This window comes from Alteromonas sp. H02 (genome assembly GCF_059682525.1).
Genome location: NZ_CM185021.1, coordinates 75,247 through 90,229, shown reverse-complemented (window position 1 = coordinate 90,229; position 14,983 = coordinate 75,247). Strand labels below are relative to the sequence as shown.

General features: G+C 48.4%; 14 protein-coding genes. 3 read left to right on the top strand and 11 right to left on the bottom strand.

The genetic code is table 11. From position 1 onward, the window contains the following. Window positions 1-729 carry a fumarate reductase iron-sulfur subunit gene (locus AC566Q_RS00435; protein WP_499617633.1) on the top strand — a complete coding sequence of 243 codons (729 nt, stop codon included), beginning with the start codon at window positions 1-3 and terminating at the stop codon, window positions 727-729. 3 nt (window positions 730-732) lie between these two features. Here AC566Q_RS00435 and AC566Q_RS00430 read toward each other — a convergent pair whose 3' ends face one another. The 5 genes from AC566Q_RS00430 to AC566Q_RS00410 form a co-directional block, all read right to left on the bottom strand. Then, complete coding sequence (locus AC566Q_RS00430; protein WP_499612643.1) at window positions 733-1,221, bottom strand: helix-turn-helix transcriptional regulator; 489 nt, start codon at window positions 1,219-1,221, stop codon at window positions 733-735. 119 nt (window positions 1,222-1,340) lie between these two features. After that, window positions 1,341-2,729 carry an NAD(P)(+) transhydrogenase (Re/Si-specific) subunit beta gene (locus AC566Q_RS00425; protein WP_499612641.1) on the bottom strand — a complete coding sequence of 463 codons (1,389 nt, stop codon included), beginning with the start codon at window positions 2,727-2,729 and terminating at the stop codon, window positions 1,341-1,343. 12 nt (window positions 2,730-2,741) lie between these two features. Then, entirely contained in the window at window positions 2,742-3,026 is a 285-nt protein-coding gene (locus AC566Q_RS00420; RefSeq protein ID WP_105933132.1) for an NAD(P) transhydrogenase subunit alpha part 2, read from the bottom strand. Between the two features lie 3 nt (window positions 3,027-3,029). Beyond that, a complete protein-coding gene (locus AC566Q_RS00415) occupies window positions 3,030-4,187 on the bottom strand; it encodes an NAD(P) transhydrogenase subunit alpha (RefSeq protein ID WP_499612638.1) in 1,158 nt (385 codons plus the stop codon). A gap of 512 nt (window positions 4,188-4,699) precedes the next feature. Next, window positions 4,700-7,039, bottom strand: a complete 2,340-nt coding sequence (locus AC566Q_RS00410) for a glycosyltransferase 61 family protein (protein ID WP_487118943.1) — start codon at window positions 7,037-7,039, stop codon at window positions 4,700-4,702. A 223-nt stretch (window positions 7,040-7,262) separates the two neighbouring features. Here AC566Q_RS00410 and AC566Q_RS00405 point away from each other — a divergent pair, with 223 nt between their 5' ends. Continuing rightward, window positions 7,263-7,790 carry an NADPH-dependent FMN reductase gene (locus AC566Q_RS00405; protein ID WP_499612636.1) on the top strand — a complete coding sequence of 176 codons (528 nt, stop codon included), beginning with the start codon at window positions 7,263-7,265 and terminating at the stop codon, window positions 7,788-7,790. Between the two features lie 216 nt (window positions 7,791-8,006). Here AC566Q_RS00405 and AC566Q_RS00400 read toward each other — a convergent pair whose 3' ends face one another. Further along, window positions 8,007-8,423, bottom strand: a complete 417-nt coding sequence (locus AC566Q_RS00400) for a cupin domain-containing protein (RefSeq protein WP_499612634.1) — start codon at window positions 8,421-8,423, stop codon at window positions 8,007-8,009. 379 nt (window positions 8,424-8,802) lie between these two features. Beyond that, window positions 8,803-9,645 (bottom strand): helix-turn-helix domain-containing protein, encoded by an 843-nt coding sequence (locus AC566Q_RS00395; protein ID WP_499612632.1) that lies wholly within the window; start codon window positions 9,643-9,645, stop codon window positions 8,803-8,805. Between the two features lie 90 nt (window positions 9,646-9,735). On the opposite strand from AC566Q_RS00395, the gene AC566Q_RS00390 reads away from it, so the two are divergent. Then, entirely contained in the window at window positions 9,736-10,113 is a 378-nt protein-coding gene (locus AC566Q_RS00390; protein ID WP_499612630.1) for a DUF3224 domain-containing protein, read from the top strand. Window positions 10,114-10,197: 84 nt separating this feature from the next. Here AC566Q_RS00390 and groL read toward each other — a convergent pair whose 3' ends face one another. The 4 genes from groL to AC566Q_RS00370 form a co-directional block, all read right to left on the bottom strand. Beyond that, window positions 10,198-11,844, bottom strand: a complete 1,647-nt coding sequence (gene groL / locus AC566Q_RS00385) for a chaperonin GroEL (RefSeq protein WP_499612628.1) — start codon at window positions 11,842-11,844, stop codon at window positions 10,198-10,200. A 33-nt stretch (window positions 11,845-11,877) separates the two neighbouring features. Continuing rightward, the gene (locus tag AC566Q_RS00380) at window positions 11,878-12,168 is read right to left on the bottom strand and encodes a co-chaperone GroES (RefSeq protein ID WP_070175315.1); all 291 of its coding nucleotides are present in this window, start codon (window positions 12,166-12,168) and stop codon (window positions 11,878-11,880) included. A 227-nt stretch (window positions 12,169-12,395) separates the two neighbouring features. Next, a complete protein-coding gene (locus tag AC566Q_RS00375) occupies window positions 12,396-13,568 on the bottom strand; it encodes a pectinesterase family protein (protein WP_499612626.1) in 1,173 nt (390 codons plus the stop codon). Next, entirely contained in the window at window positions 13,558-14,982 is a 1,425-nt protein-coding gene (locus AC566Q_RS00370) for a glycoside hydrolase family 28 protein (RefSeq protein WP_499617631.1), read from the bottom strand. The genes AC566Q_RS00375 and AC566Q_RS00370 overlap by 11 nt, the downstream gene beginning before the upstream one ends. Window position 14,983 lies beyond the last annotated feature (1 nt).

Genomic DNA, 14,983 nt, shown 5'->3' with positions numbered 1-14,983 from the left:
GTGAGCACCGCGAGAACCATTGAGTTTGCGATTTTTCGGCATAACCCTTTCGATGAGGCCAGCGAGCCGCATTTTGAAACCTACCAGTTAGAAGAAGCAGACAGCATGACGCTGTTTATCGCGTTAAATGAAATTCGCGCTAAACAGGCCCCCTCTTTGCAGTTTGATTTTGTGTGCCGGGCCGGTATTTGCGGTAGTTGCGCCATGCTCATAAATGGTCGCCCGGGCCTTGCCTGCCGGACCTTGATAAGCCAGCTTCCGACCAAAGTGACGTTAATGCCATTACCCGGCTTTGAGCTGATCGGCGACTTATCGGTGAACACGGGTAAGTGGATGCGCGGCATGAGTGAGCATTTACAAACCTGGATTCACAGCGCAGAAGTAAGTAACTTTGATGCGATGGAAGAAAAAATGGCACCAGAGCAGGCCGAACAGATTTACGAGCTGGAGCGTTGTATTGAGTGCGGTTGCTGTATCGCCGGCTGTGGTACTGCCCAAATGCGGCCGGAATTTGTTGGCGCAGTAGGCTTAAATCAATTAGCTCGTTTTAAAATTGATCCCCGGGACAATCGTACCGATGCGAAATTCTACGACGTTATCGGTAACGAAGACGGTGTATTTGGTTGTATGACTATGCTGGGGTGTGAAGACTTCTGCCCCAAAGAACTCCCCCTAGCACAACAAATTGCTTATATGCGCCGTGCTATGGCGGTTGCCGGGGTAAGTTAGCCGTTAACCCATTTCCTCAAAGAAAAACGCGGCTAATTCATGGCGGCCGGTGCAGTCTGACTTTTTATAGACTGCTGACGCCTGGTGGCGAATGGTTTTCTCGGACGTTTGCCGCAACTCTGCAATTTCGTTCAGGCTGAGACCTTTGAGCAAAAATAACCCCACTTCCTTTTCACTGGGGGTGAGTTGCCAGCGTTCAAACTGCTCTTGAACAGCAGCGAAGAAATCCCGTTTGGAACGCTTGAGTTCTTCACTCATCTGGCTGACCTTGGAATTAGAAAGCTCCAGATCTGCCCGCAGTGCTTTTAAGGCAGTGGAACGTTGACGAATATCGAAAATCAAAAAGAGAAACAATCCCGAAGAAATAAGGATTAATAAAGACTCCTGTACAATATGTATCAGTTCAAGGTCCTCGGAAAAATCGATGTACAGGTCCATACACTTAAGCGCAATAATACACACCAGTGCAACTGACAGGACTTTATCTTTCACCGCATACTCCAATAATCGTCTGCCGGATAGAGTGATTTATATTATCAGTCAAAACAAAAAATGGCCTGCACAATTGGGTTATGCAGGCCATTTTTACGATGATTGACTAAAAGTGATGGCTAGTCGTCACCAAATTCGCGAACGATGTTATTGATTGTTTCTTTGGCATCGCCCAATACCATGCGGGTGTTGTCTTTAAAGAACAACGGATTATCTACACCAGCAAAACCAGCATTGGCGGAACGCTTGAGCACAAATACCGTTTTAGCGCGATACACTTCGATAACCGGCATACCGTAAATCGGGCTGCCTTTCATTTCTTTCGCTGCCGGGTTAACCACGTCGTTAGCCCCGATAACGATAACCACATCGTAGTTTTCCATACGCGGGTTAACATCATCCATTTCACACAGCAGATCGTAGGGTACATCGGCTTCGGCTAACAGTACGTTCATATGGCCAGGCATACGTCCCGCTACCGGGTGAATGGCATATTCTACCGTACAGTTGTTTTCTTCCAGCAGCGACTGCATTTCCCGCACTGCGTGCTGAGCCTGTGCTACCGCCATACCGTAACCCGGCACAACCAGTACAGACTGCGCGGCTTCCAGCACATAGAATGCATCCTGGGCAGACATGATTTTAACTTCACCTTCAATGGCTTCGCCCATTTCTACCGGCTTGGCAAATCCAGATAGCAGCACATTCATCAGCGAGCGGTTCATGGCTTTACACATGATGTTGGTCAGGATAAGGCCCGACGCGCCCACCAGCAGGCCAGTCACAATCAAAATGGTGTTAGCTACCGCCAGACCTGCCGCACAGGCTGCAACACCTGAATACGAGTTAAGCAGCGCAATAACCACCGGCATATCAGCACCGCCAATGGAGATGGTTGCCCAGATACCAAAGCTTAATGCCAGCGCAATTGACACGTATAACCACATTGGATTACCCGGGTCAGTGGCAAATAAGTAACCCACCACAAAAAACGCAATCAGGTGCAGAATGCTCAGTTCACGCAAACCAGTAAAGATAAACGCTTTCGACGACATCTTGCCAGAGAGCTTACCCCAGGCAATCACAGAGCCCGAGAAGGTGACACCACCAATTAAAATAGTCAGAAACACGGTGACAAAAACCAGTGAGTCGGTAGTGGCCAGCGTAATAGCACTCATACCGGAAACGGTTGCCCAGCCCAGCAGCAGTGATGCTGCGCCGCCATAACCGTTAAACAGCGACACCATTTCTGGCATCGAAGTCATCTCTACGCTTTTGGCTTTCCATGCACCGTACGCTCCGCCAATCACAAAACCCGCCAGGATCCAGTGATAGCTGATAATCTGCTGGTCGATTAAGGTAACGACCACGGCGATAAACATACCTATAGCCGATACCAGGTTGCCTTTTTTGGCCGATGACGGATGACTCAGTAATTTAAGGCCAACAATGAATAACGTGGTTGCCAGTACGTAGGCAAGATTAATGATCAATGCATTATCACTCACAGCATAATCTCCTTACTTGCCTTGTTTTTTCTTGAACATGCTGAGCATACGGTCGGTAACCATATACCCGCCCACCACGTTGATACTCGCCAGCGCTACGGCTGCCGTACCTAAAATAGTGGTTAGCGTATCGTTGTCAGAGCCTGAGGCTACCAACGCCCCCACCAGGGTGATCCCGGAGATTGCGTTAGAGCCGGACATTAACGGCGTGTGTAGTGTAGCCGGTACCTTACGGATAAGTTCGAACCCTAAAAAGGCAGCCAGCAGAACAATAAAGATCAGGTAAATAGTTTCCATGCGTTAGCCCCCTTTGTATGCGTTTTTGAGCATGTCATTGGTGATCTCGCCAGCGTGGGTAATTACGCTACTTGCGAGGATTTCGTCTTCCAGATCCAGCGTGAACTGCTTGGATTCCTTATCGAAAAACTCATCAATGAGATTGATCAGGTTATTGGCATACATATCGGTAGCATCGCGAGCCACGCGCTGGCTCCAGTTGCCGTCACCAATCACGGTAACGCCCTCAACCACCGCTGTTTCGCCAGGCACAGAGCCTTCAACGTTACCGCCCGATAGCGCAGCCATGTCCACCACAACACTTCCGGGCTTCATTAACGCCAGAGTTTGTTTGGAAATCAGCACCGGGGGTTTACGTCCAAACAGCTGGGCCGTGGTGATAACGATATCCGAGTCGGCAATCGCATCGCGCTGCGCTTCCTGCTGCTTGGCTTTTTGCTCGTCGGTAAGCTCTTTGGCATAACCGTCTTTGGTCTGACCGGTTTCACCAATATCAATTTTGAGAAACTTGCCGCCTAAAGATTCTACCTGCTCGGCCACTACCGGGCGGGTATCGTAAGCCAGCACGTTAGCGCCTAAACGCTTAGCAGTCGCAATGGCTTGCAGGCCAGCTACACCAGCACCAATAATAAACACCTTGGCCGGTTTAATGGTACCGGAGGGTGTCATCATCATGGGCAGGATGCTTGGCAGGGCATTCGCGGCCTGCATCATCATCACATAACCCGCCAGACTCGCCTGAGAACTCAGGGCATCCATTTTCTGGGCACGGGAGGAACGCGGGATCATCTCAACAGAAAGCGTGGACAACCCTTTGCCGGCCATACTCTCAACCAGTTCCTGCTGGAAGAACGGGTCGATATGACCAATCACGAGGGCATTAGCTTTGAGTTGTTCAAGCTGGCTACTCAGTGGGCGATTAACATAGAGCACAATATCAGCATCACCGAGCACATCGGCTGTGGCTTCTACAATACTGGCACCTTGTTCGGTGTAGGCGGCATCGGGATAGCCTGATAACGCGCCAGCGTCTTGTTCAAGCATGACGGTAAAGCCCATTCGGGTAAACCGCATCACTGTGGCAGGCGTTACAGCGCAGCGCTGTTCGACAAAACTATCATCAATAGCGTGCCTTGCTTCGTTTAGAACTAAGAGTTTCAAGAGTATCCTCCTTTCCTCCGGGCAAAATTAACCTAACCGCCGTTTTTAAGGAGCGATTAAGCGGTATCTGTTTGTTGCCACAAGGTGCTTTTGATCCATTTACTACAAAATTGTAAAGCTCTTGCTTTATAAAACTGGTTTATATCTACAATTTTGTAATCTTCCATTTTTATTGGAGTTTTAGGAAAGGATTACAGCGAGAAGCCAATAATGCATAAATAAAATCGAAATTGAAAGAGAAAATTTACCCTTAAACACGTAAATACCACTTATGAAACGTTTAAGCCTTATAACTCTTACTTATAATACAATTCAAAGAAGTAGGTAAATAGTGCGGGCGGGGAATTGAGTATTTAGCGCAGATATGCAACGGGCTGCACTATGATTTTCACCGCTTGGTATTGGATGTTTATTTTACCGGCATAATTGCGATGCTTTTTTCAGCAATATGTCAAGCGAACGGATCATCAACGGCGGCCCCTCACAAATATCCAAACTATGTTTATCGGTAATCAATCAGCGGGCCAGTTTTCTGCTATGCCCCCTGTGTATGGAGGCTCTAACTCTTTCACCTTTTCAATAAATTCATCCGGTATCTGCTTTAAATCATCGTTTGACCGAAGCGTTTCAACATAAGCGTTGAAGTAACTATCAATATCCTGTCGAACCGTTGCCAGGAATTCATCAGTATCAAAGCCGTTAAGGGCAAGCTGCTGTGTCAGGTGCTCTTTAAACGCCGAAGCGTGCAGAACAGATAATGCACTACCGTGGGCAGCACTTTTATAACCTTTTACAACAAACAAGGACGGCAATACCTTTAACGCTCCGAAGAAATTAACATTCTTACAGCGGGCTTCAAGTATCGGGCTAAACAGTTGGTCGGAATTGCTCCTGCGCTGCAGCACCGTTATCCGGGCGTTCATTTCGCCAAGTAATTCCATTACGTGTAAAGCGGCTCCCTCGGCAAGCACGATTTCTGCGGCACTTTTGTAATAGCGAAACTGTTCATACAGTGAGTGTTTCTCTGGCCGGAAGATGGTGTAACCTTGCCGGGCAAAAAACTGTTCTACATACCGCTCTCCGGCAAAGCTGCCCCGCATTAAAAATGGCGTTCGACTCACATAGAGTTTTGCGGGCAGGTGCTTATCAGGCAGCACGCCGGCCCGGCGCTCACAATGCAGTAAAAACTGACGATAATCCGCAGAAACTTTTCGGTGGCTACGGAACAGGCTTTGTTGCGGCGCAACCCACAAACTTTCAACCCGCTGGGGCTTATTAATTAATTCGACCCGCGATTTGTCTACTCCCAGATAATCGAGAATTTCATAAAAATGAGGCGGTAATAACGGTGTGGCTAATAGGCGAAAACGGCGGCGCAGTTGAGGTAAAAAAACAACCTTACTGATATTCGCCTGCTGCTCAGCTCCTGGCAGCCCCGCCAGGCGGTGAACCGACTCAGCGATAAAATGGCCAAAGTTACTGAAAACTGGCCCGCCATAGTAATAATGGCCCTTTTTGCAGCGGCTAATTTCTGGCTGGCCGGCGATTACTTCAGTATTGGTCGCGCGCACTGGTGCCGTTTGCTGTAAGTTGATTTGTTGATACCGAAACTGATGAGCAAACTCCGGCAGCGCTTGTGCCCGCACACCACCACGGATCCTAGCCGGCGTCGAGCCGGATAGTTGCGGAATAATGTCAGCATTGCTGACCTTTACTGCGTTATTAAGCGATGCCGGGGGTTGCAGCGTCGATTTGCGCGTCGAGGCATTCAATTTTTGTCTGACTTCGCCCAGCATACGCGTACAGAATAACGGTAATGCCGCTAACCAACGTGCACCACGGCTCAACTCAAACAGGTTCTTCAACGACGCATCGTCATCCGCCTGTTCCGCTGAATCGACTATTACACTTAGTGCCCTGAAAAGCATGGGCTTATCCTGTCGTAACTGACAGACTAATCCGGCAATATCCGACTCATGCACACCCTGCTGATACCAGGGCAATGCAGCAACGTTATTGAGGGCTTCATTAACCAGTTGCCAGTCCTGTTGTGGCAGTAACTGCTGAAATTTAGCAGTGACATTGGCAAGCTGCTGTTTATAAGCTGCCAGAGTTTCATCGTCCAGCAAACGATAACGGCCTGCGCCGGCACTGGCCGCCTGTAAATAAGCATCCAGCTCTGCTTGTAAAGCGCTAATCGGAAACTGGTTAAGCCAGCGTTTGAGTTCGAGCGCGGCGAAACTGTAAGATACGTTCACCGACTTATCACTCACTGAAAGTTCATCCCGCAGACCTAACACGCCAAGGACGTCGGTAATGACATTGCCTTTTTCACCATGATTTTTATAAGCGAAGCAATGGAGCTGACGAGCCTCAAGTTGGTTGGCTGTTTTTAAAATGCTCTCCCATTGGCCAAGGTTGAGGCGCTTACCCGGCGCAAAAGGCTTTTGATTGCCATGACGTTTTACCGACTGGTTGTAGATTGACAGCTGAAACTCTACCGGGTTTCGCAGAAAGCAGATAATTTCAGCATCGGGCACAGCCTGAATAATGTCATCCATAATTCTGAAAAACGATTCGGAGCTTAACAGCAGTATGTGAGCTTCAGGGTTGTTCTCAAAGGCGTTGAGAACATTGGATAGTTTTTGATGATCCAACGCCAGACGGCCCTCTGGATCCGGAGCGCAAATTTCTCTGGCATTACCCGAGCTAATGCCGTTTTCGTCCACAGAGTGCGCGGGATATAACACTCCCGACGCCATCAGTTGCTGGCGATGCTGATGAAGAAACTGTTGGATCGCCGAACTACCGGTTTTTGGCGGGCCCACATGGAAGATAACGCGCTTATTCAAACTACTGCTCTGTCCCTGGAAAACGGCGTCATATTAGCACACATACCAGCCGCCTCGCACAACGGAAATCGTATTTTGTGCCTTCGTTTTAACTGACGAATATTTGTCCATTTTGTAAACATCATTCTGAAAAAACGAATATCTGTGGGGTTTTAATCTGATGGATGTGCTTTTCAGGCTCCATTATCATTATCATAATGACTAAATTAGCAAGGGGCAAATTATGAAAATTGTAGCTTATGGAGCAAGTACCAGTTCAACTTCAATCAACAAGGCACTGGCTACTTATACTGCCGGTCTGGTTGACGGCGCAGAAGTTAAAGTGTTGGACATCAATGATTATGATGTGCCTATGTTCAGCGAAGATCTGGAAAAAGAAATTGGCCAGGCTGACGGCGCTAAAGAATTCTTAAACGATCTGGCCGACGCTGATGCGTTTGTTATCTCTTATGCTGAGCATAATGGCCATTACCCGGCGGCATATAAAAACCTGTTTGACTGGGCAACACGAATCGACCGTGAATTGTTCAAGCAAAAGCCGGCGGTTTATCTGGCTACCTCTCCGGGCCCAAGTGGCGCGAAATCAGTGTTAGCCGCAGCTGAAGCTTCTGCGCCTTTCTACGCCGCTAGCGTAAAAGCAACCGTTTCCGTCCCTGGCTTTTATGACAAATTTGATATGGATGCAGGTAAAGTTACCGACGATGCATTGATCACGGAACTAAAAGCAGCTGTAGCTAAGCTGTCTGAGTAGTAACTGGAGTACAAGTGTAAAGGTGCTCAATAACAAGCTAATACCAGTCACTTAAGGTGACTGGTATTAGTCGATACGCACCTTTTTATATCAAGTACAGCTCACAAGAGGCTTAATTTTAACTATCAAATCGGCATGACACCGTGAGACTGATTTTCGCTGTTTTATGCCAGTTGAGCCTGACGCTCAATGAGTAACGTTTGCGGGAAACATTTACTAATTCGTCAGGTCAACTTCAATAAACACTACCGGTACATCGCCCACATTACGCATTGCATGACTAGCTTTATAGATTTGATAGTATTCACCTGCACGATAAACTATCGGTTCTGGCTTACCTTCGATGTAAACCGTTAATTCACCTTGCAACATGTAAGCGACCGCAGGCCGATTGGCATGACTGTGCATGGGTAAACTCCCCCCGGGCTGCAAAGTTGCTTCCCGCATACGAAGGTTTCGCCATTGACTGCTATCAAAACCAGAACCTAAATCAACAGTTTCCAATCCCTTAGGGCTTGTTCCCACTCGTTCAGTTGGAATTGTATGGGTCTCTGCCATTGCACAGCCACTCAACAATGAAACAACGCCAGCCAGCCAGCCAGCCAGCCAACATTTCGACGATACTTTCTTCATTCCTCTACCCAGTCAGTCAACAAAAAATCAACATTATTAGTATTCATCTTTAACAATAAACCCGTTTCGTTGCAGTTAAAAACGACGAAACATCAAAGTATGATGACGACTAGAAAGGAAATTCAATACCACCTACTGAATTACCTTTTATTAGACACTGACTATCGGTAACACTACGCTGTAAAAAACGTTTAGAGGTTTTTCTGCAGAGTCAATTTAGGTAGCAAACTTACGGTAAACGATACGCAGCGGCCCGATTTTTTTCATCTTGTAATTACCGGGATTGTTAGCTTTCCACTTTTCAAAACCATATCAAGGATCTGACGTTTGGAGACCTCGGTTCCTCAAGTATCTCAGTCAATGCCAACTGTATTGACGTTCATCGCTGTTGACTTTCGCTGCTTATAGAGACTATCTCTCTTGTCAGGTACTGCGCTGGTGACATCCCAATCATATCTTTGAAATCTCTGATCAGGTGCGACTGATCAGCATATTCAAGCTGAGTGGCCAGCTCAATCATGGTCAGTTTGTTTATTTCAAGCTCTGCAAGTGCTTCTCGCAAGCGGTATTTACGCAACAGCCATTTTGGCGACAGTCCAATATATTGATTAAATAATCGCTGTAACGTCCTTACCGAAATGTCAGCGCGCTGCGCCAGTTGCGCAACGGTATAAATCTCACTGCTATTTTTTATGCATTCCAGCAGCCTTGCTACCTGCGTTTGTTGTGCCGTAACCGGCTCTACAAAGCGGCCTAAGAACTTGTTTAATGTCGATACAATCCTTTCGTCAGTCAGGGCCTCAGCACCCACTGCAAAAATGTCAGTCACGTCTGACCCGAAATATTTGCTGGCAGAGAGTTCCTTATCGACATAATCGCTTGATGGACTTTCTAACAACACGTTGAGTGAACCAGGGTTAAATTTAACGCCAATCACAAAACCACTGGCAACCATCGGATATTGATACACTTTGCTCACCGGCCCAATAAGTCTTACCCCCTGGCGATCGAACGTTAAGTGAAAGTTAGGATCAGGCAAATTCCTTTGAATATGCTCCCGACCGTTTTTCAGTTGCCAGTTTACTAACCAGTACTGTTCAACAAGGTTCACCAGTCGAGTATCAGGCACATAACGGCGCAAGCGGTAGTGTTTTTGACTGTCGCTATGGTGCATAACGCCTGATGCGCGATGATGACTGTACTGCAAATCAATGGCTCTCACAAAAGCTTGGCTGACGTGTTTTTACAATACCAGAGGCACCGGTAATGGTAACCTGCAAAATCAAACAGGATATATAACAAAGAGGTTTACATGACATTACGAGGCATGTTTTCGATAACCGACTGGCAAGAGACTACTGAAAAAACCTTTGAGCAGGGCAGTAAACTCAATATAGCAAAAGTAAGACAGCACTATACCGGTGAACTAACCGGAACCAGCGAGGTTTTTTATCACATGCATTATGATGCTGCCGGTAATGCTAGTTTCAGTGGTTTTGAATACATTGACGGCGTAATTGATAATCAGGCATGTCGATTGGTGATAAGTCACACTGGCTCATTTCAACAAGGTATTGCATCCAGCCACTTTACCATTATTGAGTGCGATACGACTAAAGCGCTAGAGGGACAAACCGGGTATTTTACTTCTGGCGAAGGCGGCAAAGCTGATTATGTTATTGGCGAATAGTTAACAGCCTGAGTATGTGGCCTAAAAACCAGAAAGGCACTCCGAAGAGTGCCTTTCTTTATAAGCGTTAAGCTTATGGGTGGCTTACATCATGCCGCCCATGCCGCCCATTCCGCCCATGCCGCCCATATCAGGCATTGCAGGTGCGTCTTCTTTAGGCAGTTCAGCAATCATGGCTTCAGTGGTGATCATCAGTGAAGCGATTGATGAAGCAAACTGCAGCGCAGAACGAGTCACTTTAGTTGGATCAAGGATACCCATTTCCAGCATATCGCCGTAAGTGTCGTTACCTGCGTTGTAACCGTAGTTACCAGAGCCGTTCTTAATCTCGTTAACAACCACTGAGGCTTCTGCACCAGAGTTGATAGAAATTTGACGCAGAGGCGCTTCCATCGCACGCAGGGCCAGCTTGATACCGTGAGTCTGGTCTTCGTTGTCACCAGTCAGGTCAGCCAGTTTAGCCGCCGCACGTACCAGCGCAACACCACCACCAGGTACCACACCTTCTTCAACCGCAGCGCGAGTTGCATGTAATGCATCTTCTACGCGGTCTTTCTTCTCTTTCATTTCTACTTCAGTGGCTGCGCCAACTTTGATTACTGCTACACCGCCAGACAGTTTAGCCAGACGCTCTTGCAGTTTTTCTTTGTCGTAGTCTGAAGTTGAATCAGCGATTTGACCACGGATTTGCTCGCAACGCGCTTCGATAGCTGCTTCTTCGCCTGCACCGTCAACAACGGTAGTGTTGTCTTTGTTGATAACAACGCGCTTAGCAGTACCTAAGTCTTCCAGCTGAACTTTTTCCAGCTCCAGACCAATCTCTTCAGAAATAACCGTACCACCAGTCAGGATAGCGATGTCTTGCAGCATAGCTTTACGACGGTCACCGAAACCAGGTGCTTTAACCGCTGCAACTTTAACGATACCGCGCATGTTGTTCACAACCAGAGTTGCCAGCGCTTCGCCTTCTACATCTTCAGCGATGATAAGCAGAGGCTTGCCGCCTTTTGCTACCGCTTCCAGCGTAGGCAGTAATTCGCGGATGTTAGAGATTTTCTTATCAACTAACAGGATGTATGGGCTGTCCAGTTCTACTGCACCGCTTTCCTGGTTGTTGATGAAGTAAGGAGACAGGTAACCACGGTCGAACTGCATACCTTCAACCACGTCCAGCTCGTTTTGCAGAGCCTGACCTTCTTCTACAGTGATTACGCCTTCTTTGCCTACTTTTTCCATTGCCTGAGCAATGATGTCGCCTACTTCGGCGTCAGAGTTTGCAGAGATAGTACCTACCTGAGCAATCGCTTTGCTGTCTGCACAATCAGTAGACAGAGCTTTCAGTTCTTCAACTGCTGCCAGTACCGCTTTGTCGATACCGCGCTTCAGATCCATTGGGTTCATGCCCGCTGCCACTGATTTTAAGCCTTCAGTAACGATTGACTGAGCCAGAACGGTTGCAGTAGTTGTACCGTCACCCGCTTCATCGTTCGCTTTAGACGCTACTTCTTTAACCATCTGAGCGCCCATGTTCTCGAACTTGTCTTCCAGCTCGATTTCTTTGGCCACAGATACACCATCTTTAGTGATGGTAGGCGCGCCGAACGACTTGTCTAAAACAACGTTACGGCCTTTAGGACCTAAGGTAACTTTAACTGCGTTAGCCAGAATGTTTACGCCTTTCAGCATTTTTGTGCGGGCGTCATCACCAAAACGTACTTCTTTAGCTGCCATGATTAATTCCTCTTAATTCGGTTAAACGGGTTCTTATTCTACGATTGCCAGAATGTCGCTTTCGCTCATGATCAGCACTTCCTGATCGTCCAGCTTCTCGGTTTTTACGCCGTAACCGTCGTTGAAAATAACGGTGTCACCGACTTTTACGTCTAATGCTTTCACTTCGCCATTCTCCAGAATGCGACCGTTGCCCACAGCGATTACTTCACCGCGAGTCGATTTTTCTGCCGCAGAACCGGTCAATACGATACCGCCAGCAGATTTGCTTTCTTGCTCTGCGCGCTTGACGATAACGCGATCGTGTAAAGGACGAATTGCCATTTTCAAATCTCCTGAATAATCAACTATTCAATTTAAGTGTTATTGGGCTGCACAAAATATTCGTGCGGCCTTTGCCTAGTTGGCCTGTAAGGGCCGTAAAATCTTGTCTGCGTGGATAAATGGGGGAGCCCCCGGACAAACTCAAGGGCTATGTTAAAAAAAAAGTGAAATTTTTTTCTGATAGCACAAATTGGCAGGGGGAAGGGCGATTGCCAGCCTGGCAATCGCTATTTAATAAAGGCCTGATATCGACTCGGTGGCAACAGCGAAGGCTGCCAGCCGGCCAGAATAGTACGCTTTTTATAGTCCGCCAGCTCACTCTCACTGAGTTGAGGACGAGCATCATTAATCGCGGCTCCCGGCCCGTAACTGCCAGACTCGCTGAAGCGGGCATCATTGATGGGGTCAAACTGCTTGCGGCTGCCATCTTTAGCGGTGCCGCCCATGGATCCCCAGCCCACATTGGCAATGTGCGCATCCATAAAGGTGTTAATGAATGTCGACTTGCCTACCGCAAAGGGATTCGCGTACCGGCCGTCAGCAAAGGTGGTAGTTGGATGCCAGGGGCGTCCCAGCGGCACCGAGTTATCCGGTATGTCCAGCTCTCGCAGTAACCTGCAGTTTATAAAGGTAAACCCAAAGTCATTGTCCAGCAGGGTACTTGGCGCCGTAAGGTAACCGGTAAAGGTCATCGGGTGAGCTCTGGGGCGAGAAACAATGTCCACTGTGTCGAACAGAGCATTACCGTTGCCAAAAATGAAATCCACATGGCCGCGAATTTCACTATCGGTAACGAATGTCCTGCCGCCCTGCACGTAAAGAGTATCCTGATACCCGAGCAATGTAACACGTTGCAAAACAGTGCGGTCGGCGCTTTCTGCAATTTTGAGTGCAACCGCCTGAGTACCGCGAATTTTATCCTGGTGTCCTTTGGGTAACCTGTCGTCGGCCGGGTAGTCGTAGGTGTTCTCAATGGTTAAATCGAATAAGCCAACATCCGTTGCCAGCACTTCCACTACTGCAGTACGAAAGGTGCCCCAGGTTTCATCGCTGCCGGGCTCAACCGGTTGCCCTGCATAGCGGTTATAGGTGATCCGGGTGCTGTCCTGGCCGCTGCCCACCAGCTTTATCCCCTCTCGCTCAATAACTACTCTTTCGTGATAGTGACCAGGGGCAATAAAAATCGTCCAGTCGGCCGCCCCTTGCGGCGCAGCATCCACGGCAGCCTGAATGGTGGAATAAGTCACCACTTCAGGGCCATCTGCCACCATATTGCCGGGGTTGGTGTTACTCACCCGGGCATTAACGGTAAAGTCGGCCTGCTCCCGGGTGCTTGCACAGCCCACAGTGACCAATAAAACCAGGCAAATGAACACACCTTTCACTAACTCAAATCTCATAAGGCTTTCCGTTTACGGTGACATTATGCTGGGTAACGTCGGCCACATTTTCGATAACCGACGGCTTTTCCACGGATTCAAAGGTAATGTTCTTTAAGGTTACGCCGGTAATCGGTGTGTGCGGATAACCGCGCATCATAAAGGCCCGCTTCGCTTCTACTACATGCAGGTTATCGATAGTGATGGCTTCCAGCTTGGGCATAAACTGGCCCACATCACCTTCTTCGTAGTAGAAGTTAATCACAATGGCATCCTTCACTTTGCCAATGCGCAGATAGCGGTAGTTAAGGTTTTGCAGGTGACCACCGCGAATGGAGTTGGTTTTAATCCGGATCCCACGATCCAGTTCCGGGCTGCTCATTTCACAGTGCTGGGCATACAGGTTGCGCACACCACCGGAAATTTCGCTGCCAATCACCACACCACCATGCCCGGCAGCCATTTTGCACTCATTAATGAGGATGTTTTCGCAAGGAGTTGCCACCCGGCGGCCATCACCGTTACGACCGGATTTAATCGCAATACAGTCATCGCCGGTATCAAACAAACAATCTTCTATCAATACATCTTTACAGCTTTCCGGATCGCAGCCGTCAGAGTTCGGGCCATGGCTGTCGCAATGCACGGCGCGCACCGTAACGTTTTCACAAAGCACCGGGTTAACCAGCCAGAAGGGGGAATTTTTAATGGTCACGCCTTCAATCAACACATTCTTACACCGATACGGCTGGATAAACGGTGGGCGCAGGTAGTTTTCCTCGAATACCCGTTCGCTCACCGGCACGTTGTCTTCGCCCATCTGACGCAACACGTCGCGAGTAAACTTTTGATTTTCTACCGGGTCGTCACCCCATTGCGCTGCTTTCCACTTGCCTTTCCAGGGCCACCAATGGGTAGGGCTGCCACCACCTTCCAGCGTCCCTTTACCGGTAACGGCCACATTGGTTTGCTCAAAGGCATAAATCAGCGGCGAATAACCCATGAGTTCAGTCCCTTCCCAACGGGTAAACACATAAGGCTTGTACAGTTCAGGATCAGGAATAAAGTGCAGCGTGGCACCTTCTTCAATATGCAGATTGATATTCGACAACAGGTGCACAGGCCCGGTATAAAACTCACCCGGTGGTACCACTACTTTGCCGCCGCCGGCAGCGGCAACCTGCTCAATGGCTTGTTTGATTTGCGGGCCAACATTCTGTCCCTTACCGGGTTTAGCGCCCAGCTCCGTAATACTCAACGTGTTATCCGCAAAAGTGGGGGGGACAATGCGCGAGCGGATGGCTGTCGCTTCATCACTCCAGGCAAATGCACTGTCGGCCTGCATAGCGCCAGAACAACCACTTAAACTCACAACGCCAGCGGCTGCAGAGCCCTGACCAACCAGCTTTAACAGATTTCTGCGGGTTAAAGACAAT